The sequence below is a fragment of the Paludisphaera sp. genome (assembly GCF_037189885.1).
GTDB lineage: Bacteria > Planctomycetota > Planctomycetia > Isosphaerales > Isosphaeraceae > Paludisphaera.
The window spans coordinates 114,734-134,876 of sequence record NZ_JBBCIR010000014.1 but is presented as its reverse complement, the minus strand read 5'-3'; the positions used below and the strand labels follow the sequence as shown (position 1 = coordinate 134,876).

Genomic DNA, 20,143 nt, shown 5'->3' with positions numbered 1-20,143 from the left:
GCCGCCGCCCCGGATCGTCGGGGCGGCGGCCTCTCGTGAATACAGTGGTGTGGATCGTCGCGGCCGGTCAGTTCGCCTCGACGAGCGGGGTGACCGAGGCCAGGCGGTTCACGATATTGGCGGCGTCCTCGGCGCGCCTGGGATCGGCGTATTTCGCGAGCGGGGCCGAGACGGTCTCGTCCGAGTAGACGCCGACGACCGTGGACAGGCCGTGGGACAACCTGGTCTCGGCCCGGAGGAACAGCCCCGAGCGGATCAGGGAGATCAGGTTGTGCTGCCAGAGCTGCGTGTCGGCCAGTTTCGCGGTCATGGCGATCCTCGTTTCTATGTCTCAGGTCCCTTCGACCTGCGTCTTGATGTTGCCGCCGGGAACCAATCTCGCTCATCCGTCGTCGTTCGAGCTCCCCATCGGGGATCGTCGCGGGACTCAAGAAGCTCGACGCGCGGCGTTCGACGGCCCTTAACCGATCTCCTCCGAACCCTTCATTCTTACAGACGCTGGGAAGGCCGTCCGAGTTCGCGACTTCCTTCCCGAGCCGGGGTGCTTCCCCTTAACCCAAATGTAACCCACTTCCCCCGCGTGCCAAGCGGCGCCCCCCTCGATTCTCCAGGATTCCCCCGGGCGATGGTTTTGGCCAGAGCAAAACCGGGACCGAATCGCGATGATCTTGACGGCGGCGCGCCGGGCTACTCCTCGGCGTCCGGGCGGGTTTCCGCCGACCACGCACGTCGGGGCTCCGCAAGGAAGGACGTCCTCTGGGCTTGGGCGTGACTCGACGTCGCCCGATCACCTCGTCGGGCCTCCTCGTCGCGTCTTCAATGGGATGATCGTCGTCCGGGCGAATCCGTTTCATCCTATCCCGCGATTGCAAATCCTGCCGAATTTCCGTGCGACGGCCGCCTCGTCGGCGGGCGGATTGGCCTCGCCTCCCGGGGCGTCGCCGGGTATGACGAACCTGGCGCGTGGTCGTCGCCGTCGAGGAGGAGCGAGGAGGCTCATGAACTACAGGATCGCCCTGGCCGCGCTGATCGCGGTCTCCACGTCGCTCCGGCTCGCGGCCGCCGGCTCGCTCGGGCTCGGCAACGACGAGGCCTACCACTTCCTCTACGCGATCCACCCCGCGGCCAGCTACTTCGACCACCCGCCGATGGTCGCCTGGGTGGAGCGGATGGGCCTCATGCTGACGGGGCCGTTCTCGGTGATGGGGCTCCGCCTGGGGTTCGTCGCGCTCGCCGCCGGCTCGACCTGGCTCATGGCCCGGATCGCGCGACGCTGGCACGGGGAGGCCGCCGGCTTCTTCGCCGCGCTGGCGCTCTGCCTATCCGGTTATTACGGCCTGGCGGTCGGTACGTTCGCCCTGCCCGACGGCCCCCTGCTCTTTTTCTGGCTGCTGACCCTCGACCGGATCGACCTGGCCCTGGAGCGCCCCGACCGGGCGCGGAACTGGCTGGCGGTCGGGCTGGCGTGGGGCCTGGCGATGTGCGCCAAGTATCACGCGATCTTCCTCCCCGCCGGGACCGTCCTCTATCTCCTGCTCCGCCCGGAGCGCCGGCGGCTGCTGCTCAGGCCGGGGCCGTGGCTTGCGGTCGCGGCGGGGCTGCTGATCTTCAGCCCGGTGATCGCCTGGAACGCCCAGAACGGCTGGGCGTCGTTCGCGTTCCAGGGAGGGCGGGCGATCGGCGGCCTGACCCCCAGGCCCGACTTCCTCCTGGCCGCGATCGGCGCCCAGGCGGCCTACCTGTTCCCGTGGATCTGGCTGCCGCTGATGGTCGTCGGCTGGCGGCTTGTCCGCGGCTGGCGCGACGCCGGCGAGCGGGGCCGCCTGGCCCTCTGCCTGAGCGTCGCGCCGCTGGCCGCGTTCACGGCGGTCGCCTGCTTCCGGCCGGTGCTGCCGCACTGGGGGTTGGTGGGCGTCCTCCCCCTCTTCCCCGCGCTCGGGAAGGCGATGGCCGATCGCGCCCGGGCCAACCCCGGCCGGACTCGGCGGCGGGTCGCGCTGGCCTCGGCGTTCTCGGTCGGGCTGCTTGCGCTGGCGATCGGCCAGTACCACCGGGGCTGGCTCCAGCGCGGACCCGACGGCGACGGCTTCGGCCCGCTGACCGCCAGGACCGACCCGACGGCCGACGCCCACGGCTGGGACCAGGTGGCCGAGAGGCTCGATCGGCTCGGCGTCCTGGACGACCCCCGGACGTTCCTGTTCACCCGCAACTGGTATCAGAGCGCCCACCTCGCCCACGCGACGAGGCTGCGACGGCCGGTCCTCTGCTACAACCTCTCGGACGCCCGGGGCTTCGCGTTCTGGAGCGACCCGGCCGACTGGATCGGCCGCGACGGGGTCATGGTCATGATCAATAACGACTACACCCCCTTCGGCTTCTACGAGTACTGGTTCCACGGAGTTGAGGCCCTCGACGACTTCGAGGTCACGCGCGGCGGCAAGCCGATCCGGCGGGTGCGAATCTTCCGGCTGAACGACCAGCGGATCGCCTTCCCGTTCGCCTATGCCCCTCCGCCGATGCTCCCGAACCACCGATCCCTGGACTGGTACGGCCCGGCCGGCGAGGAGCCCCCGCGCGTCGGCGAGCATCGCGGGGTCGTCCGGCGCTGATCCGCCCGGCGTGACAGGGGGCGGGTCGATCCCTTATCCTCGGGGTTCGCGGCGATCGCCGCGCCTCGGGCCGTCCGATGGCCCAGGGCGAGGGCGATGGGCTCGGAACTCCAGGAGGCGGACCCGTGAAGTGGCATGCGACGACGATCCTCTCGGTGCGCAAAGGGGGGAAGGTCGCGATCGGCGGCGACGGCCAGGTGACGCTGGGGACCCAGGTCATGAAGGCCGACGCGGTGAAGATCCGCAAGCTGCTGGATGGCAAGGTTGTCGTCGGCTTCGCGGGCTCGGCCGCGGACGGCTTCGCGCTCCTCGAGCGGTTCGAGGCCAAGCTGAAGGACCATCCCGAGAACGTCCCCCGCGCGGCGATCGAGCTGGCGAAGCTCTGGCGGACCGATCGGGCCCTGCGCCGGCTGGAGGCGGTGCTGCTGGTCGTCGACGCCCGGCACAGCCTGATGCTCACCGGCTCCGGCGACGTGATCCAGCCGACCGACGGCATCCTCGCGACCGGCTCCGGCGGCGGCTTCGCCCTGGCCGCGGCGCGGGCGCTGATCGGCCACTCGAACCTCTCCGCCGCCGAGATCGTCCGCGAGTCGCTGGCCATCGCCGGGGGGATCGACATCTACACGAACACGAACCTGACGGTGGAGGAACTCCCGTGCCAGAGCACGAGCTGACGCCGCGCCAGATCGTCGCCGAGCTGGACCGCGACATCGTCGGCCAGGCCGACGCCAAGCGCGCCGTGGCGATCGCGCTTCGGAACCGATGGCGGCGGCGGCGGCTCTCGGACGAGCTGCGCGCCCAGGTGACGCCGAAGAACATCCTCCTGATCGGCCCGACGGGCGTCGGCAAGACCGAGATCGCCCGCCGGCTGGCGACCCTCGTCGGCGCGCCCTTCGTGAAGACGGAGGCGACCAAGTACACCGAGGTCGGATACTACGGCCGCGACGTGGAGAGCCTGATCCGCGACCTGGTCGAGGCGGCCATCCTCCTCGTCCGCGAGGTCGAGCGGAAGCGCGTCCAGGAGCAGGCCGAGGCCCGCGTCGAGGACCGGCTGCTCGACCTGCTCCTGCCGGCGTCCCCCTCCCCCGCCCCCTCGCCGTGGGAGCCGACCCCGCCCCCCGGCGCGGCCGACGAGGCGGCCGAGCGTCGGGCGCGGTCGCGCGACAAGCTCCGCGCCCGCCTGGCCGCCGGGGAGCTGGAGGACCGCGAGGTCGAGATCACCGTCCCCGGCCGCGCCGCCGCCCCGGTCTCGATCCTGGGCGCGGGCAACATGGAACAGATGGAGATGGACATCCAGGGCATGTTCGAGAAGATCATGCCCAGGCCCACCTCGTCGCGACGCCTCACCGTCCGCGAGGCCCGGCCGATCCTGCTCCAGCAGGAGGTCGACTCCATGCTCGACCCCGAGAAGGTGAACCGGGCGGCCGTCGAGCTGGCCCAGGAATCCGGCATCGTCTTCATCGACGAGATCGACAAGGTGGCCGGCGACGACGGCGGCTCGCGCGGGCCCGACGTCTCCCGCCAGGGGGTCCAGCGCGACCTGCTGCCGATCGTCGAGGGGACGACGGTCAACACCAAGCACGGGCCGGTGAAGACCGACCACGTCCTGTTCGTCGCCGCCGGCGCCTTCCACCGCTCCAAGCCCTCGGACCTCATGCCCGAGCTGCAAGGCCGGTTCCCGATCCGCGTCGAGATGCACGACCTGGCCCGCGACGACTTCGCCCGCATCCTCCGCGAGCCTCGCGCCTCGCTCCTGCGCCAGTACGAGGCCCTCCTCGCCACCGAGGGCGTCCAGGTGGAGTTCACCGACGACGCCATCGAGGCGATGGCCGACCTGGCGTTCCAGGTGAACCGCTCCACCCAGAACATCGGCGCCCGTCGCCTCCACACCATCCTGGAGCGCGTCCTGGACGATGTCAGCTTCGACGCCCCCGAGAAGCAGGGCCAACGAGTCACCGTCGACGCCGCCCTGGTCCGCGCCCGCCTGGAGGATGTCGCCAGGGACGAGGACCTCAGCCGCTACATCCTCTGATCGTCGGCCGCCGAACCCCTGGGTCCGGTTGGCTTCGTTCGTCAATCGCGGTGAAGCCCGAGGTCGGCGTTAGGCTTTTAGCTAATAGGATTTACGGCAAAGTCCGGTTGGCTTCGTTCGTCGTGTTCGAAGTGGTTTTCCGTCGCGTGGCGGGCGTCTGGTCCCCCGTCCTCATGGGCGTCGTCGGGACGAGGGCCTCGTCCGCGGTGCCCTCGCGATTGAGGGTGGCCGCGTCGTGGACCCATGTGGGTTCGTTCGTCATCGGCGGTCTTCCCAGGATTCGCGATTAAGTCTTGTCCGATGGAAGTTTGCGTCCAATGACCGTTGGCTTCGTTCGTCGTTTTCGAGGGCGCGTCGCGGTCATTTTCGCCCCCCTCTCCCGCCGGGAGACGGTAGCCGCGACAGCGGCGGTAGCGTCGCTCTTCGGATGACCATCATGACGGCCTTCCCCCTCGCGGGGAGGACGGGGGGACCAGGCGAGTCGGCCGCCGGGAAGCACGGCCGGTCGGGCGGGCTTCCGTAATCCCGAGGTCCCCATGCTCGACGTCCCCCTCTCCTGACCGCTTCGCGGTCTGTCCTCCCCCGCGAGGGGGGAAGACGGTTCACGCCGCGACATCTCCGAGATCCGACGACTCCCGTCCGTCCCTTTGGGACACCATCTCCCGACGGGAGAGGAAAGCCCTTTGCCTGCTCGATAAGGGAGTAATGTCCCGCGACCACCTGGCGCGTGACCTCGCCGATCGGGCCGCCGGGTCGCCCTGAATCCGCGTGCGTGTTGTCAAGGAGCCGAGGATCGCATGATCCCTCAGCATGGAGTGCGCGACGAATCGCGGTTCGAAATCGGAAATCCGGGAAACTTTCCGAAATCGTCGCCAGGTCCGGGTTGGAGAGCCCCCTACCCAGGCGCCGAGGGTATTCCCTATAATCGACGGCGGAAAACGTATCATTGGGAGGACGGATGAGCAGCGGCAGTTACAACCTGACCCACCTGAAGGTCCTTGAGGCGGAGAGCATCCACATCATCCGCGAGGTGGCCGCGGAGTTCGAGCGGCCGGTGATGCTCTATTCCATCGGCAAGGACTCGGCCGTCATGCTGCGGCTGGCGCAGAAGGCGTTCCATCCGGGCCGGCTCCCGTTCCCGCTCCTGCACGTCGACACCACCTGGAAGTTCCGGGCGATGATCGAGTTCCGCGACCGTTTCTGTCGCGAGCAGGGGCTCGACCTGAAGATCTGGATCAACCCGGACGGCGTGGCCCAGAACATCAACCCCTTCGACCACGGGTCGAAGAAGCACACCGACGTGATGAAGACGGCGGGGCTGAAGCAGGCGCTCAACCATTACCAGTTCGACGCCGCCTTCGGCGGGGCGAGGCGAGACGAGGAGAAGAGCCGCGCCAAGGAGCGCGTCTACAGCTTCCGCGACCGCCTGCACCAGTGGGATCCCAAGAACCAGCGGCCGGAGCTGTGGGACCTCTACAACGGCAAGGTCAACAAGGGGGAGAGCATCCGCGCCTTCCCCCTGAGCAACTGGACCGAGCTGGACGTCTGGCAGTACGTCCACCTGGAGAACATCCCGATCGTGCCCCTCTACTTCGCCGACGTCCGCCCGGTCGTCGAGCGGGACGGCACGCTCATCATGGTGGACGACGACCGGATGCGGCTGCTCCCCGGCGAGAAGCCGATGATGAAGCGGGTGCGGTTCCGCACGCTGGGCTGCTACCCGCTCACGGGGGCGATCGAGAGCGACGCCACGACCCTCCCGGAGATCATCGAGGAGATGCTGGTGGCGAGGAACTCCGAGCGCCAGGGCCGGGTGATCGACCACGACGAGTCCGGGTCGATGGAGCAGAAGAAGCGCGAGGGGTACTTCTAAAGATGCAAGTCGTTGACCTGAGCCGGGAAGACATCCACTCCTACCTCGCGCGCCACCAGAAGAAGGAGCTGCTGCGCCTGCTGACCTGCGGCAGCGTCGACGACGGCAAGAGCACCCTCATCGGCCGCCTCTTGCACGACACGAAGACGATCTACGAGGACCAGCTCGCCGCGGTCAGGCGCGACAGCGAGAAGGTCGGCACGACCGGCGCGGGGGAGGTCGACCTGGCCCTGCTGACCGACGGCCTGAAGGCCGAGCGCGAGCAGGGCATCACGATCGACGTGGCCTATCGCTACTTCTCGACCGACCGCCGCAAGTTCATCATCGCCGACACGCCGGGGCACGAGCAGTACACGCGCAACATGGCCACCGGCGCGTCGACCTGCCAGCTCGCCGTCATCCTCATCGACGCCCGCCACGGCGTCATGACCCAGACGCGGCGGCACTCGTTCATCGTCTCGCTGCTGGGGATCCGCCGCGTGGTGGTGGCGGTGAACAAGATGGACCTCGTCGGCTACTCCGAGGAGGTCTTCGAGCGGATCCGCGAGGACTACACCGGGTTCGTCGCCAAGCTGGACATCCCGGACGTGGCGTTCATCCCGATGTCGGCCCTGAAGGGGGACAACGTCGCCACCCGGAGCGAGGCGATGCCGTGGTATCAGGGCCCCGCGCTCCTGGACCACCTGGAGACGGTGCACATCGCCAGCGACCGGAACATGGCCGAGCTGCGGTTCCCGGTCCAGTACGTCATCCGGCCCAACCTGGACTTCCGCGGCTTCGCCGGCACGGTCGCGTCCGGCATCCTCCGCAAGGGGGACGAGGTCACGGCGATCCCCTCGGGCAAGCGGAGCCGGGTGAAGTCGATCGTGACCTACGACGGCGAGCTGGACGAGGCCTTCGCCCCCCAGGCCGTGACCGTCACGCTGGAGGACGAGATCGACGTCAGCCGCGGCGACATGCTGGTCCACCCCGACCAGCCGCCGTCGGTGAGCAACGAGCTGGAGGCGATGGTGGTCTGGATGGCCGAGCAGCCGCTCGTCCCCGGCCGGCCCTACACGCTGAAGCAGACGACGCGGCAGGTCTCCGCGGAGGTGGCCTCGTTCCGCTACGGCGTCGACGTCAACACGCTGGAGCACCGGCCGATCACCCGGCTGGAGCTGAACGAGGTCGGCCACCTCCAGCTCACCCTGACCCAGGCCCTGGCCTGCGACCCCTACCGCGTCAACCGGGCCACCGGGGCGTTCATCCTGATCGACAGGATCACGAACAACACGGTCGGCGCCGGGATGATCCTGGAAGGGGGCCGCCCCCCCGGCGACGTCTGGGGCGCGGAGCCGGTGGCGCGGCTGAAGTCGCGCGAGAGCCTGGTCGCCCCCGCCGAGCGCGAGGAGCGCCTCGGCCAGGTCCCGGCGACGATCCTGCTGGTCGGCCTGACCGGCTGCGGCAAGAGCCGGATCGCCTACGCCCTGGAGCGCCGGCTCTGGGACGAGGGGCGGACGGTGGCGGTCCTCTACGGCCAGAACATGCGCCAGGGCCTCAACCGCGACCTGGGCTTCACGGCCGACGACCGCTCCGAGAACCTCAGGCGTTCGGCCGAGGTCGCGAAGCTGATGAACGACGCCGGCCTCGTCACCATCGGGGCCTTCGTCGCCCCGCACGAGACCGTCCGCGAGCGGGCCAAGGACCTGATCGGCCGCGACCGCGTCCTGGAGATCTACTGCACCGCCCCCATGGAGGTGATGCGGAAGCGCGACCAGAGCGGCGCCTACCGCCTGGCCGACGAGGGTAAGATCGCCCAGATGCCCGGCGTCACCGCCGCCTTCGAGGAGCCGAAGTCCCCCGACCTCGTGCTCCAGACCGACCAGGTCAGCGTCGAGGAGAGCGTCGACCGGATCGTCGAGCTGATGAAGGCCAGGGGGTTCCTGACCCCGCGGGCTTGATCGTTCGCCATGATAACGGCCTTCCCCCCCGGTGGGGGAAGGTGGCCCGAAGGGCCGGATGAGGGGGGGACGAGCGAGACGGCTGGCGGAGATCGCGGGGGCTTTCCCACGGGCGTCGGCCAGGGCCGGGGTCCCGAAATCCGGAACCCCGCGGGCGAGCCCCCCTCATCTGACCGCTTCGCGGTCTGTCTTCCCCCACCGGGGGGGAAGTCCGTTTTGGATAACGTCGCCGAAGCGGCGCTGTCACTCGCTCCTACGCCCTTCCCGCCCGCCCCGGCTTCGGGGGGGGCTTGGGCCGGTGTTCGAGCTTCCCTTCCTCCAGGTGCTTGAGGTCGTCGGCGGTGGGTTGCTGGGCGTCGCGGAGCGCGTAGGCGGCGTCCCGCGCGGCGTCCCAGTCGCCGGATCGTCCCTTGGCGATGATCTCCTGGAAGGCGGCGTACTCGGCGTCGGAGCACTTCCCGGAGGCGCGACGCTCCTCGACGAGCGCCGCGCTCTTGTCGAGCCATTTCGGCTCGCGGGTGCTGGTGGCGGTCGCCAGCGAGACGACCAGGTCGCGGTTCTCGCCGGACACCTGGGTCCCCCCGCAGCCCGAGGCCGCGAGGATCGCGCAGGCGACCAGCGGGGAGGCGAGGATCGCCCGCGGCCGAGGAAATCGGCGTTGCATGACGTTCGCTCCCCTTGGTCAGAACTGGTCGGCGCCGATGACCTCGCCGCCGGCGCGAGTCGCCAGCGCCGCCCAGACGAGCTGGCCGATGTTCGAGGAGGCGAATCGGACCGAGCCGTCACCCATCAGGACATTGCACCCGCCGGGGTGCTCGGCGTACATGGCGCAGACCTTCGCCATCCGCGAGTTCGGCGGGTGGATCATCGGCGGGTCGTCGTCGGGGTTCGGGCCGCTATGCACCAGCGCCTGCGTCGCGGAGGGCTCGCAGTGGGCGAAGGCGAACCGCCGCGTCGGGCAGCTCACGGCGCCGGGGACGACCCCGACCCAGGTGAAGTCGCTGAGGGTGGCCGAGTGCTCGCCGACGAACACGGTGTTCGACAGGCCGTCGGTCACCGCGGAGACGCCGATCCGGCTGTTGCGATAGATCGGCCCGTCCGCGATCGGCGACCAGTCGTCGATCGTGAACGCCCAGCCCTCCGCCCGGCCGGAGTTCGCCGCGTAATGCGACCGGCTGAACGTCGCCAGCGTCGCCCCCCCCTCGTCCTTCACGTCGTAGACCTTGGTGGGCTCGCTCACCGACGGGCAGAGGTACGTCGCCACCGAGGCCCGCGCGCCGGTCACGTTGGAGACGTGGTGGCTCGGCAGGTTCACGTTGAGCGCGGAGTAAAGCGGCGTCTGCTCCATGAACGGGAGCAGGAGCGCGCCCCAGGCCCAGCCGGGGCCGGCGTCGCGGGTATCCGGGTCGGGCGCGCCCATGATCGGGTTGCCCCCGCGGAGAGTCAGGTAACCCGAGGGGAAGCTCCCCTGCGCGTCGTGATAACCGTGCATCGCCAGCCCGATCTGCTTCAGGTTGTTGGTGCACTGGGCGCGACGGGCGGCCTCGCGGGCCGACTGGACGGCCGGTAGCAAGAGCGCGATGAGCACGGCGATGATCGCGATGACGACGAGCAATTCGATGAGCGTGAAGCCGGCCCTGGGCCGGGTATGAGCGGTATGCGGCACGGGAACCTCCAGGCGTGCGGGATCGGGATCGGATGATGTGTGTCGATCGGGGCGCGACGGGGCGGCACGCCGGGGCGTGTCGTGGGCGAGCCGCGCAGGGCGTCGCCTCGCGATCCGATGATGGGGATGGAGGGCCTTCGCATCGGGCGCGCGAATACGCGACGACCTGGCGCGTGGCCTCAGGCGATGGGGAGATGAGGGGCGGGCGCGGGCGGTGCGCGCGATGGCGCGACCGTCCGGAATTCGAGGGGAGGGAGTTGGGCCTGGAGGGGCCGGGTGACGCGCTCGACCCGAGGGGCCGAGTAGGTGCCGACGGAGCGCGGGTTGTAAAGGACCAGCGACAGGTGATGGCAAGCCGTGCAGTCGTCGCCGTCGTGGCCGACGGCCTTCGACCCGTGCCCGGGCGCGGCATGACCCCACGACGCGCCGTGATCGTTCCCGAGCAGGTCGTGGAGCGACGGCCCGGCCATTGTCACGGCGGCGTGACAGGCCACGAAGGCGACCAGCAGTAGCGAGCGGAGCGATCGCATGGCGGGTCCGGTGAGCCGATTCCGGCGGAAGGGGGATTCCCCACAACTTCCCTTATACCACGACGGTGATTCCGGATGAAGCGATTGTTCGAAGCTTTTCGCCGCCTTCGCCCGGGATCTCGGTCGGAAGCTCGAAGTCGGCTTCGGCAAGGTCAGCGACGGATCCCATGCCAATTGTCGCGGCAAGGAAAAATTACTTGCCTAATTGACAATGGTTGTCCGGTTGCGATAAAGAGTTGTTGCGAGATTTCCGTCTCGGCTCCGGCTTGGAAGCTCGTCCTCCGTCGCCCGGGATTCCCCGGGGCCCGAGGCGGCCCGAGCTTTCGTCGAGATGGCCGCGGCCGCCGGGCTCGACGCCGCGAGCCGGTACGTCCGCGCCGTCGCGCGTCACCGGGCACAAGGGGGCAGGCTCATGCTGGCCGGGAAGCTCGTGGTTGAGTTCATCGGGACCTTCTTCCTGGTCTTCACGGTGGGCATGACCGTGAAGTCGCCCGACGCCGCGGCGCTCGCGCCCCTGGCCATCGGCGCCTCGCTGATGATCATGGTCTACGCGGGCGGATATTACTCGGGCGGGCATTACAACCCGGCCGTCTCGCTGGGAGCCCTGCTCCGCGGCAAGCTGCCGCTCGCCGAGGCGATCCCCTACTGGGTGTCCCAGTTCGCCGGCGGCGTCGTCGCCGCGATGGCCGTGCAGTTCATCAAGGGATCGGCGACGGGAGGGGGCGCGGCGGCGGGGCCGCCCCCGGCCGAGTACACGGTGGCGGCGAAACTCCTGGTGGAGTTCCTGTTCACCTTCGCGCTTGTCTACGTCGTCCTGACCACCGCGACGGCCAGGGGGACGGCGGGCAATTCGTTCTACGGGCTGGCGATCGGCTTCACGGTGGTGGTCGGCGCGTTCGCGGCCGGCCCGGTCTCCGGCGGCGCCTTCAACCCGGCCGTGGCCGTCGGAGCCGTGATGATGGGGCTGGGCGACGTCGCGAACGTCTGGATCCCGCTGGCGGCCGACTTCCTCGGCGGCGCGGTCGCCGCCCTGGTCTTCCAGGCCCTGGACATGGGCGGAGACCGCGCGGTCGCCGCCTGACCTCGGCACCCCGCCAGGCCGGGCCGAGGGAGTCAGCCGGCCCCTTCCGGGGGGGCGGCGTCCCGCCAGTACCTCCGGGTCTCCGGGGTGATCCGGGCCCGGCCGTCCCGCATCAGGCCCACCAGGGCGTCGTAAAGCGCCCTGGACGCCTCCGGCAAGCCCAGGATACGGAGGCTCGTCAGGACGCGGGTGATCCGCAGCCAGTTGTGGTCGGGCGAGAGGAAGATCTCGCGCTTGGCCTCGAAATCGGCGCCGGGGACGACCTTCCCGCCCTCCCGCGCCAGGCCGAGGAACGCGAGGAATCGGTCGAACGACCGCTCCAGGTTCTCGCGCAACGCGGGGTCGTCGCGGAACGCGCGGATGTCGTCCTCGGAGAGCGTCGGGGCGCGGAAGTTGAATCGGCTCGGCTCCTCCAGCGGGAACATCCACTGGATGAAGTCGTGATGGAATTCCATCTCGTCGTCGCCGAACGCCCAGAGGTCCGCGAGCTTGCGCCCCTCGGAATCCTCCCCGGTCCCGCGATAGAATTCGATGAGTCGCGACATGGCGGCGTCCTCCCGGCCCGAGGCCCGACCCGACGGCCCCGACGGGGCCGAGGCGGCGCTCCGCCTCTATTGGAACGACGCGCGACGCGGCCGGCCAGGGGGGACGAGGATGGCGAGCGGGGAGGATCTCGACGGGCGGATGATGGCGCTGGCGTTGGAGGCGGCGCGCGAGGCCGCCGCGATGGGCGAGGTCCCCGTCGGCGCGGTCGTCGCGCGGGACGGTGAGGTGATCGCGCGGGCGTTCAACCTCCGCGAGACGCTGCACGACCCGACGGCCCACGCCGAGCGGCTCGCCCTGACCGCGGCCGGTCGCGCCCTGGGCCGCTGGCGCCTGGACGACTGCTCGCTCTACGTGACGCTGGAGCCCTGCGTGATGTGCGCCGGGGCGATCGTCCACGCCCGGCTGGCCCGCCTGGTCTACGGCGTGGCCGACCCCAAGGCCGGCGCCTGCCGGAGCCTCTACCGATTGACCGACGATCGCCGCCTCAATCACCGCGTCGCCGCCACATCCGGCGTGCTCGCCCGCGATTGCGGCGAAATCCTGAGTCTGTTCTTCCAGAGCCGGCGATCATCGGCTAAAATACCCTGACCAGCCACGACACCGGAGGGGTGCCTGAGTGGTTGAAAGGGCCGGTCTCGAAAACCGGAGTAGGTGCAAGCCTACCGTGGGTTCGAATCCCACCTCCTCCGCTGACATCGCCGGGAACCCCGGCAGTTCGAGGACAACCCCCTTCTTCGAAGGGGGTTGCGTCGTTTTCCGAGCGGTCGGCTCCCTCGGGGCCGTCTCCGAACCGCTCGGACCGATTGCCGTGGATTCCCGGCGGGGAATCTCGACAAGGCTCGGGGCCGACCCGGTCGGCGCGTGGCCTCATCGGGGATCCCGACGTCATGCGAAGGCGGAGGCTGGTTCGCCCGGTCAGGCGCGACCGGCCTTCAGGAGGTCTCGGATCTCCATCAGCAGCTCCTGGTCTTTCGTGGGAGGGGGCGGGGCGGCCGCCTCTTCCTTCCGGGTCCTCATGATCCAGCCGAGCAGCTTGACGATGAAGATGAACAGGGCCATCGCCACGATCAGGAAGTTGACGACCTCGCCCAGGAAGAGGCCGTAGGGGACTTCCTGGCCGCGGATCGTCCACTTCCAATCGACGTAGCTCCCCTGGCCGGGGATCAGGACGCCGACGAGCGGCATGATGATGTGCTTGACGAGCGAGTCGATGATCTTGCCGAAGGCGGCGCCGATGATGACGCCCACGGCCAGGTCGATGACATTGCCCTTGAAGGCGAAGTTCTTGAACTCGTCGAAGAGCGAGAACGCCCTTGTCTTCGGGTCGAGCCTCGCGACCTTGTCGGATAGGTCCACGCCACGGGTCCTCCCTCAAGGGGCCGTCTCCCCGCCGCCTGACGGGCTGAGCGTCGGTCCGTTCCCGTTGCGTTTTGCAATTCGAAGGCCGAGCCGCGTGGAAACCGCTCGCGTCCGCCACGCGACGGTCGCGGAGTGGCTGGGTCGCGCGGCTCGGCGGCGATTCGGGCGCGGATCCGGGGTGTCTCGTCGCAACTCCAACTCGTGTCCGTAAGACATCTTCCGGCGGCCGGGCGGTTCGCCTCGGGGCCGTCCTCGCTTCCGATTTCGTCCGGTTTCCCGAATTGGCTCCGCATTAGCATATAGCGGCCCGGCGATCGAGCGATACGGAGGTTTTTGTATCGCTCCAGGTCGAGGACCGCCCTAACCCCGGCCATGTCGCCGGCGAAGGTTCACCGCATATATACTGGACGATCGAGTACCGCGAATTCCTCGTTGATCCTCGGCCCCGTCCGCGGTCGGAGAACGCGTTCATGACTAACCCCGCGGAGAAACAGCACGAGGCGAGCTTGTCCGGCCCCTCGGCCGCGGCCTGGTATCAGGTCACCCTCTCGGCCATCGGCGACGCGGTCCTGACGACCGATCTCGAGGGCCGCGTCATTTATATGAACCCCGTGGCCGAGTCGCTGACCGGATGGGTCGCGGCGGAGGCCTACGGCCGGCCGGTGGAAGAAGTCTTCCGCATCATCAGCGAGGAGACGGGCCAGGCCGTCAAGCAGCCCATCCGGCAGGTCATCGAGACGGGCCTCGTCCGCGGCATGGCCAACCACACGCTGCTCGTGGCCAGGGATGGGACCCGGCGGCCCATCGACGACAGCGCCGCCCCGGTCCGCGACGCGGCCGGCGAGCCGATCGGCGTGGTGATGGTCTTCCGCGACATCGGCGAGCAGCGGGATCGAGAACGGGCCGTGCGGGAAGCCCTTGAGTACGCCGAGAGCATCATCGACACCGTCCGGGATCCGCTCCTCGTCCTCGACGCCGACCTCCGGGTCCGGTCGGCCAACTGCTCGTTCTACCGGGACTTCGGGGTGACCCGCGAGGCGACCGAGGGTCGCCTCGTCTACGAGCTGGGCAACGGCCAGTGGGACATCCCGGAGCTACGGTCGGCCCTCGAGGACGTCCTACCGAAGGATGACACCTTTCGCGACTTCGAGGTCACGCACGAATTCGAAGGCATCGGCCGGCGGCGGATGCTCCTCAACGGCCGCAAGGTCCGTCGTCCCGGCGACGGGACGGAGCTGATCCTCCTGGCGATCGAGGACGCCACCCCGACCTGGCGGTCGGGCGTCGAATTCGCCGACAACCGAGAACGGTACCGGGTCATCGTCGAGGGGGCCGTCGGCTTCGCCATCTTCACCTTCGACACGGACGGGGTGATCACGAGCTGGAACACCGGGGCGCGGGAGATGCTGGGCTACACCGAGGAGGAGATCCTCGGCGAGAACTTCCGGATCATCTTCACGCCCGAAGACCTCCGGGACCGCCAGGCGGACGAGGAGATGCGGATCGCGGCGAGGGAGGGCCGGGCCCTCGACGAGCGCTGGCACCTGAAGAAGGGGGGCGAGCTGTTCTGGGCGCAGGGGCTCGTGATGCCGCTCCGGGACGACGCCGACGAGCTGCGAGGCTTCCTGAAGATCATCCGCGACAAGACCGAGGAGCGGCACCTCCAGGACGCCTTGCGGAAGCGGACGGAGCAGTTGGAGGAGGCCGACCGCCACAAGAACCAGTTCCTGGCGATGCTCGCCCACGAGTTGAGGAATCCGCTCGCCGCGGTGCGGAACGCCATCGAGGTCTCCGCCCGCACGGGGTCCAAGGAGGATCTCCAGTGGAGCCGGGACGTCACCGCCCGGCAGGTCGCCAACTTCTCCCATCTCATCAAGGACCTGCTGGACGTGGCCCGCATCACCGAGGGGAAGGTCCAGGTCAACAAGGAGCTCATCGACGCCGTCCCGGTCGTTCGCCACGCCATCGAGGCCGTGAGGCCCATCCTCGCCGCTCGGAAGCATGAGTTCCAGTCCTGTGTCACGTCGACCGAGCTGCGGCTCGAGGCCGACTCGACGCGCCTTGAGCAGATCCTCGTGAATCTTTTGACGAACGCCGCCAAGTACACGCCGTCCGGGGGCCGAATCGAGCTCAGCGCCGGGGCCGAGGGGGGCGAGGTGGTCTTTCGGGTGCGGGACAACGGGCTCGGCATCCCCGCGGATCTGCTCCCGAAGGTCTTCGACCTCTTCATCCAGGCCGACCGATCGCTCGACCGATCGGAGGGGGGGCTTGGCATCGGCCTGACGCTCGTCCGGTCGCTCGCGGAGCTTCACGGCGGGACCGTCACGGCGACGAGCGACGGGGACGGCAAGGGGAGCGAGTTCGTCGTCCGGCTGCCCGCCGCCGTCGGGGCCCGCGCCCGGCCCGCCGGCGGGGGGGACGCGGCGGCCTCGGGGGCCCGGGGCTTCCGCGTCCTCGTGGTCGACGACAACGCGGACACGGCGCAGGGGATGGCGAAGCTCCTCGAGATCTCCGGCCACGACGTCCGGGTCGCCCATGACGGCGTCGAGGCCCTGGAGGTCGCCCGCGAGTATCGGCCCGAGATCATGCTCCTGGACATCGGCCTCCCCGGCATGGACGGCTACGAACTCGCCACGAGGCTCCGCCAGGAGGGCTGGTGCGAGGGGGCGGTCCTGGTCGCCGTCTCCGGCTACGGGGAGGAGCGGGCCCGCGATCGCTCGGAGGCGGCCGGATTCGACCACCACCTGGTGAAGCCGGTGAAGTTCGACACTCTCCTCGACCTCATCGCGACCTTCCAACGCCCTTGACGGGCCGCGTCGAGGCGGAGGGGGCCCGGGCCCGCGATCGCCGGTCCTCCCCGCCCCCCCGCCGGTGGCGCGGAGGCGCGCCACGGCGCCGACCTTCGGCCGTTCTCGACACGAGGCCCCGGTCCCGGATCGGCCGGCGACCGCCGCGGCCCGGTCCCGCCACCTGCCCCACTTCGCCCTCGTGGCATGGGTGGGCCCTCCACCCCACCTTGCGATTCGACATCCATGGAATCCCAACATGCGCGGATATTTCCCATGTGCATAGGGTTTTTCTCTTGCTTTACTTGGTCGGCTGTTCAATAATGCCGTTCAGATGGTTTCGGAGTCGATTGGCTCCTGGAAGGGGTTGGTTGGCTCCCGGTTTATGCTATTGTGTTTGTTAATTGTCTGTTTTGGCTGGCTTGCGTCCTCCGCGTCGCGAGCTTGTTCGTCAACTCGTTTTACGGCGCGGACCCGGGCGATTCGTCCCGTGGGCCGTCCGGGCTCCCGTCCTTCGAGACGCCCGTCGGCCATCGGCCGTCGACATCGGAATCCGGCCAGCCGGGGCGAGGCGGTCCCCAACAAGTGCCCCGGCTCGCGTGCTCTGGCGTTTGACGATTACACGCAATTGGATGTGAATTGATGGCAATATCATGCGGCCGGGTCGGGCCCCGTCCGCGCGCCTCTCCGGATCCAGCCCGCCCGGGCGGGGGCCCCTCCCCGTCGAATCGCATCCTGTTCGCTTCCCCGACGCGGGGTTCGGTCGCCTCTAACGGAGGACGATTGATGACGGACGGCGACGGCCGCTCGGCGTGGGATTCGATCGGCGAGCCGCTCGCCTTCCCGCGATCGGGCCTCACGGTGAAGAACCGCATCTTCCGGTCGAGCATCTCGGGGTCGTTCGACTCCTACGACGGCACGGGCGGGTACGCGCGGATCAACTGGGAGGAGAAGTTCGCGAGGGGCGGGGTCGGCGCGATCATCTCCTCGTTCGTGCCGGTGGCCCGCCGCGGGCGGATCCTCCCTAGCTACGCGATGATCCACGACGACTCGACCATCCCGTTCTGGGGGGCCGTCGCCGACCGGGTCCACGCGCACGGCTGCAAGTTCATCATCCAGCTCAGCCACTCCGGCCGGCAGCAGGACGTACCCGGGGTGGAGAACCGCTATCGCGTCGCCCTGAGCTCGACGAGCGACATGGACACCTTCCATGGGCTGCTCTGCCGGAGCATGACCAAGGGGGAGATCGACGAGGTCGTCGAGCAGTTCGGCCTGGCGGCGCGCCGGGCGCAGCGGGCGGGCCTGGACGGCGTGGAGACCCATTCGTCCCACGGCTACCTGATCAACCAGTTCCTCTCGTCGGGGATCAACGACCGGACCGACGAGTACGGCGGGCCCCTGGAGAACCGGGCGCGGCTGCTCCGCGAGATCGTCCGCTCGATCCGGGCCCACACCGACGGCCACTTCCACCTCCAGTGCAAGATCTCGGCGGTGGACTACAACAACGCGATCTACCCCTGGGAGAAGAAGGGGAACGTCCTGGAAGACTCCGTGCGGGTCTGCCAGTGGCTCGAGGAGGACGGGGTGGACGCGCTTCACGTCTCCACGGGGAGCATCTTCCCCCACCCGAGGAGCCCGGCCGGCGACTTCCCGATCGACGTGGCCTCCGAGGTCTACGGGCGGATGCTGTACTCGGGGGTCCGGGGCGGCTTCAACCAGCGGGTCTTCTCGGCCCGGCTGGGGATCGCGCCGCGCCTGTTCCGCTGGTGGTGGCGGCGGCGTCGCGGGCCGATCATCGAGGGGATCAACGCGGCGCATTGCGCCGAGATCAAGGCCCATGTGTCGATCCCGGTCCTCCTCAACGGGGGCATCCAGAGGGCGTCCCTGGCCGCGCGGGTGATCCGGGAGGGGATCGCCGACGGCGTGACGATCGCCCGGCCGCTGATCGCCAACAACGACCTTCCCAAGCACTGGGAGGCGGGGCTCGACCAACCGCCCCGGCCCTGCACATTCTGCAACAAGTGCCTGTTGAACGCCCTGGCCAACCCCCTTGGGTGCTACGAGCTGTCGCGCTACGCCCACGACTACGACGCGATGATGGACGAGGTGATGTCGGTGTTCCACCCGTCGCCCCACGAGGCGGCGAACCTCTGAGCCGGAGCGCCCGACCATGCCGCTTCCCCGCCATCCGCTGCCCCGGTGGGAGATGGACCCCCCGACGCCCGTGGAGCGACACATCCGCGACCGTCGGCGCCGCCGGGCGTTCCTCGCCTTCCTGGCGGTCGCCGCCCTGGCGATGTTCGTCTACTGGCGGTATCTGGCGGACGTCCCCCGGGACTACACACGAGTCGAGGACCAGTTCAAGTACGGGTCGATCGGCTCGGAGCAGGGCAACGGCGTCCCGTACTGGATCTGGAAGGTCCTGCCGGAGATGTTCCCGGAGCACCTGCCCCGGAACGGCCTGTCCGGCTACGAGGCGCTGGGGTTCGTGGTCGAGCGCGACGCGGAGGGGAGGCCGCTTCACGACACGCCCGTCGGCTTCTCGCGTCGGAGGACCGTGGGGCGCGTCGAGCTGGTCGGCCTGAACTGCGCCTCGTGCCACGTCTCGGTCTACCGCGGCTCCGAATCGGAGGAGCCTCGGGTCACGCTGGGGATGCCGGCGCATCGGCTGGACCTCCTCTCGTACTTCGGATTCCTGATCCGGTGCGCCCGCGATCCCCGGTTCACGACGGACAACCTGATGGCCGCGATCGACCGGCGGGCGAGCCTCGACCCGATCGAGAGGCTGGCCTATCGATCGGTCGCGATCCCCCGCACGCGCGAGCGCCTGCTGGCGGTCGGCGGCCGCGCCGAGCGGCTGTTCGAGCATCCCTCCGGGGTCGGTCGGATCGACACGTTCACGCCTTACAAGCTGATCCAGTTCGGCTACCGCGACCCCGAGAAGTTGCGACCGGGCAACACGGACCTGCCCTCCATCTGGAACCAGAAGATCCGCGGGGGGATGCAACTGCACTGGGACGGCAACAACACGTCGGTCCACGAGCGCAACATCAGCGCGGGGATCGGCGCCGGGGCGAGCCCGACCTCGATCGACCTGGCCCGGCTGGCCCGGATCGAGGCGTGGTTGTGGACCCTCCCGCCGCCGAAGTGGCCGGAGGGCTGGAAGTTCGACGCGGGCCTCGCCGAGCGGGGCGCGCCGATCTATCGCCGTTATTGCGCGGACTGCCACGGCCTGCCCGAGGAGGATTTCCAGGGGCGTCGCGTCGGGACGGTCGTGCCGATCGGGGAGATCGGGACCGACCCCGAGCGGCTGAAGTCCTACACCGTCGACTTCATGAACAACCAGTACTCGCTCGGGGTCGACCAGGACTGGCGGTTCCATGCGTTCCGCAAGACGGGCGGCTACGCGAACCAGCCGCTGGACGGGATCTGGGCCCGAGCCCCCTACCTGCACAACGGGTCGGTGCCCACGCTGCGGCACCTCCTCTCCCCCGCCGCCGAGCGCCCGGGGCGCTTCCACGTCGGCGACGATGTCTACGACCAGGACGCCCTGGGCTTCTCGTGGGAGCGGGCCGGGCGCGGGGGCGTGACGTTCCCCGAGTTCGACGCGACCAGGCTGGGAGACTCCAACGCCGGGCACGAGGGCCCCGCCTACGGGACCGACCTGCCCGAGGCCGACAAGGCGGCCCTCCTCGAATACCTCAAGACCCTCTGACCCTCG

The 20,143-nt window shown here is 69.4% G+C and carries 15 protein-coding genes, 1 tRNA gene and 1 pseudogene; 11 read left to right on the top strand and 6 right to left on the bottom strand.

What is annotated here, in order from left to right; translation table 11 throughout:
* Positions 1-67: 67 nt before the first annotated feature.
* A complete protein-coding gene (locus WG209_RS06675; RefSeq protein ID WP_337174241.1) occupies positions 68-310 on the bottom strand; it encodes a hypothetical protein in 243 nt (80 codons plus the stop codon).
* A 688-nt stretch (positions 311-998) separates the two neighbouring features.
* On the opposite strand from WG209_RS06675, the gene WG209_RS06670 reads away from it, so the two are divergent.
* The 5 genes and pseudogenes from WG209_RS06670 to cysN all read left to right on the top strand — a co-directional run bounded on the left by WG209_RS06670 (position 999) and on the right by cysN (position 8,454).
* Positions 999-2,609, top strand: a complete 1,611-nt coding sequence (locus tag WG209_RS06670; RefSeq protein WP_337174240.1) for a glycosyltransferase family 39 protein — start codon at positions 999-1,001, stop codon at positions 2,607-2,609.
* Positions 2,610-2,734: 125 nt separating this feature from the next.
* Entirely contained in the window at positions 2,735-3,283 is a 549-nt protein-coding gene (gene hslV / locus WG209_RS06665; RefSeq protein ID WP_337174239.1) for an ATP-dependent protease subunit HslV, read from the top strand.
* The gene (gene hslU, locus WG209_RS06660) at positions 3,265-4,641 is read left to right on the top strand and encodes an ATP-dependent protease ATPase subunit HslU (protein WP_337174238.1); all 1,377 of its coding nucleotides are present in this window, start codon (positions 3,265-3,267) and stop codon (positions 4,639-4,641) included. The genes hslV and hslU overlap by 19 nt, the downstream gene beginning before the upstream one ends.
* Before the next feature lie 943 nt (positions 4,642-5,584).
* A pseudogene (gene cysD / locus WG209_RS06655) lies at positions 5,585-6,514 on the top strand (sulfate adenylyltransferase subunit CysD); the annotation flags it as partial.
* Positions 6,515-6,516: 2 nt separating this feature from the next.
* The gene (gene cysN / locus WG209_RS06650; RefSeq protein ID WP_337174237.1) at positions 6,517-8,454 is read left to right on the top strand and encodes a sulfate adenylyltransferase subunit CysN; all 1,938 of its coding nucleotides are present in this window, start codon (positions 6,517-6,519) and stop codon (positions 8,452-8,454) included.
* Positions 8,455-8,707: 253 nt separating this feature from the next.
* Here the strand turns inward: cysN and WG209_RS06645 are convergent, their stop codons facing one another.
* The 3 genes from WG209_RS06645 to WG209_RS06635 all read right to left on the bottom strand — a co-directional run bounded on the left by WG209_RS06645 (position 8,708) and on the right by WG209_RS06635 (position 10,650).
* The gene (locus WG209_RS06645) at positions 8,708-9,118 is read right to left on the bottom strand and encodes a hypothetical protein (RefSeq protein WP_337174236.1); all 411 of its coding nucleotides are present in this window, start codon (positions 9,116-9,118) and stop codon (positions 8,708-8,710) included.
* Positions 9,119-9,136: 18 nt separating this feature from the next.
* Positions 9,137-10,120, bottom strand: coding sequence for a DUF1559 domain-containing protein (locus WG209_RS06640; protein ID WP_337174235.1), 984 nt, complete (start codon positions 10,118-10,120; stop codon positions 9,137-9,139).
* A gap of 179 nt (positions 10,121-10,299) precedes the next feature.
* On the bottom strand, positions 10,300-10,650 hold the full coding sequence (locus WG209_RS06635; protein ID WP_337174234.1) for a hypothetical protein: 351 nt from the start codon (positions 10,648-10,650) through the stop codon (positions 10,300-10,302).
* Between the two features lie 331 nt (positions 10,651-10,981).
* Here WG209_RS06635 and WG209_RS06630 point away from each other — a divergent pair, with 331 nt between their 5' ends.
* The gene (locus tag WG209_RS06630; protein WP_337174233.1) at positions 10,982-11,731 is read left to right on the top strand and encodes an aquaporin; all 750 of its coding nucleotides are present in this window, start codon (positions 10,982-10,984) and stop codon (positions 11,729-11,731) included.
* A gap of 32 nt (positions 11,732-11,763) precedes the next feature.
* Here the strand turns inward: WG209_RS06630 and WG209_RS06625 are convergent, their stop codons facing one another.
* Positions 11,764-12,276 carry an opioid growth factor receptor-related protein gene (locus tag WG209_RS06625; RefSeq protein WP_337174232.1) on the bottom strand — a complete coding sequence of 171 codons (513 nt, stop codon included), beginning with the start codon at positions 12,274-12,276 and terminating at the stop codon, positions 11,764-11,766.
* On the opposite strand from WG209_RS06625, the gene tadA reads away from it, so the two are divergent.
* Both tadA and WG209_RS06615 read left to right on the top strand, forming a co-directional pair.
* Positions 12,263-12,865 carry a tRNA adenosine(34) deaminase TadA gene (gene tadA, locus WG209_RS06620; protein ID WP_337174231.1) on the top strand — a complete coding sequence of 201 codons (603 nt, stop codon included), beginning with the start codon at positions 12,263-12,265 and terminating at the stop codon, positions 12,863-12,865. The genes WG209_RS06625 and tadA overlap by 14 nt on opposite strands.
* A 14-nt stretch (positions 12,866-12,879) precedes the next feature.
* Positions 12,880-12,966: transfer RNA gene (locus tag WG209_RS06615), tRNA-Ser, on the top strand.
* 226 nt (positions 12,967-13,192) lie between these two features.
* On the opposite strand, the gene mscL is transcribed toward WG209_RS06615, so the two are convergent.
* Entirely contained in the window at positions 13,193-13,633 is a 441-nt protein-coding gene (gene mscL / locus WG209_RS06610; RefSeq protein WP_337174230.1) for a large conductance mechanosensitive channel protein MscL, read from the bottom strand.
* A 473-nt stretch (positions 13,634-14,106) separates the two neighbouring features.
* On the opposite strand from mscL, the gene WG209_RS06605 reads away from it, so the two are divergent.
* The 3 genes from WG209_RS06605 (at position 14,107) to WG209_RS06595 (ending at position 20,137) form a co-directional block, all read left to right on the top strand.
* A complete protein-coding gene (locus tag WG209_RS06605) occupies positions 14,107-16,443 on the top strand; it encodes a PAS domain S-box protein (RefSeq protein WP_337174229.1) in 2,337 nt (778 codons plus the stop codon).
* A 765-nt stretch (positions 16,444-17,208) separates the two neighbouring features.
* On the top strand, positions 17,209-18,576 hold the full coding sequence (locus WG209_RS06600) for an NADH:flavin oxidoreductase (protein ID WP_337174228.1): 1,368 nt from the start codon (positions 17,209-17,211) through the stop codon (positions 18,574-18,576).
* 16 nt (positions 18,577-18,592) lie between these two features.
* The gene (locus WG209_RS06595) at positions 18,593-20,137 is read left to right on the top strand and encodes a hypothetical protein (RefSeq protein ID WP_337174227.1); all 1,545 of its coding nucleotides are present in this window, start codon (positions 18,593-18,595) and stop codon (positions 20,135-20,137) included.
* Positions 20,138-20,143 lie beyond the last annotated feature (6 nt).

Excerpts from the sequence above, each read along its gene's own strand:
- WG209_RS06675 (WP_337174241.1), bottom strand. The coding sequence starts at position 310 with ATGACCGCGAAACTGGCCGACACGCAGCTCTGGCAGCACAACCTGATC.
- WG209_RS06670 (WP_337174240.1), top strand. The coding sequence starts at position 999 with ATGAACTACAGGATCGCCCTGGCCGCGCTGATCGCGGTCTCCACGTCG.
- cysN (WP_337174237.1), top strand. The coding sequence starts at position 6,517 with ATGCAAGTCGTTGACCTGAGCCGGGAAGACATCCACTCCTACCTCGCG.
- WG209_RS06645 (WP_337174236.1), bottom strand. The coding sequence starts at position 9,118 with ATGCAACGCCGATTTCCTCGGCCGCGGGCGATCCTCGCCTCCCCGCTG.
- WG209_RS06635 (WP_337174234.1), bottom strand. The coding sequence starts at position 10,650 with ATGCGATCGCTCCGCTCGCTACTGCTGGTCGCCTTCGTGGCCTGTCAC.
- WG209_RS06630 (WP_337174233.1), top strand. The coding sequence starts at position 10,982 with ATGGCCGCGGCCGCCGGGCTCGACGCCGCGAGCCGGTACGTCCGCGCC.
- tadA (WP_337174231.1), top strand. The coding sequence starts at position 12,263 with ATGAGTCGCGACATGGCGGCGTCCTCCCGGCCCGAGGCCCGACCCGAC.
- WG209_RS06625 (WP_337174232.1), bottom strand. The coding sequence starts at position 12,276 with ATGTCGCGACTCATCGAATTCTATCGCGGGACCGGGGAGGATTCCGAG.
- WG209_RS06605 (WP_337174229.1), top strand. The coding sequence starts at position 14,107 with ATGACTAACCCCGCGGAGAAACAGCACGAGGCGAGCTTGTCCGGCCCC.
- WG209_RS06600 (WP_337174228.1), top strand. The coding sequence starts at position 17,209 with ATGACGGACGGCGACGGCCGCTCGGCGTGGGATTCGATCGGCGAGCCG.
- WG209_RS06595 (WP_337174227.1), top strand. The coding sequence starts at position 18,593 with ATGCCGCTTCCCCGCCATCCGCTGCCCCGGTGGGAGATGGACCCCCCG.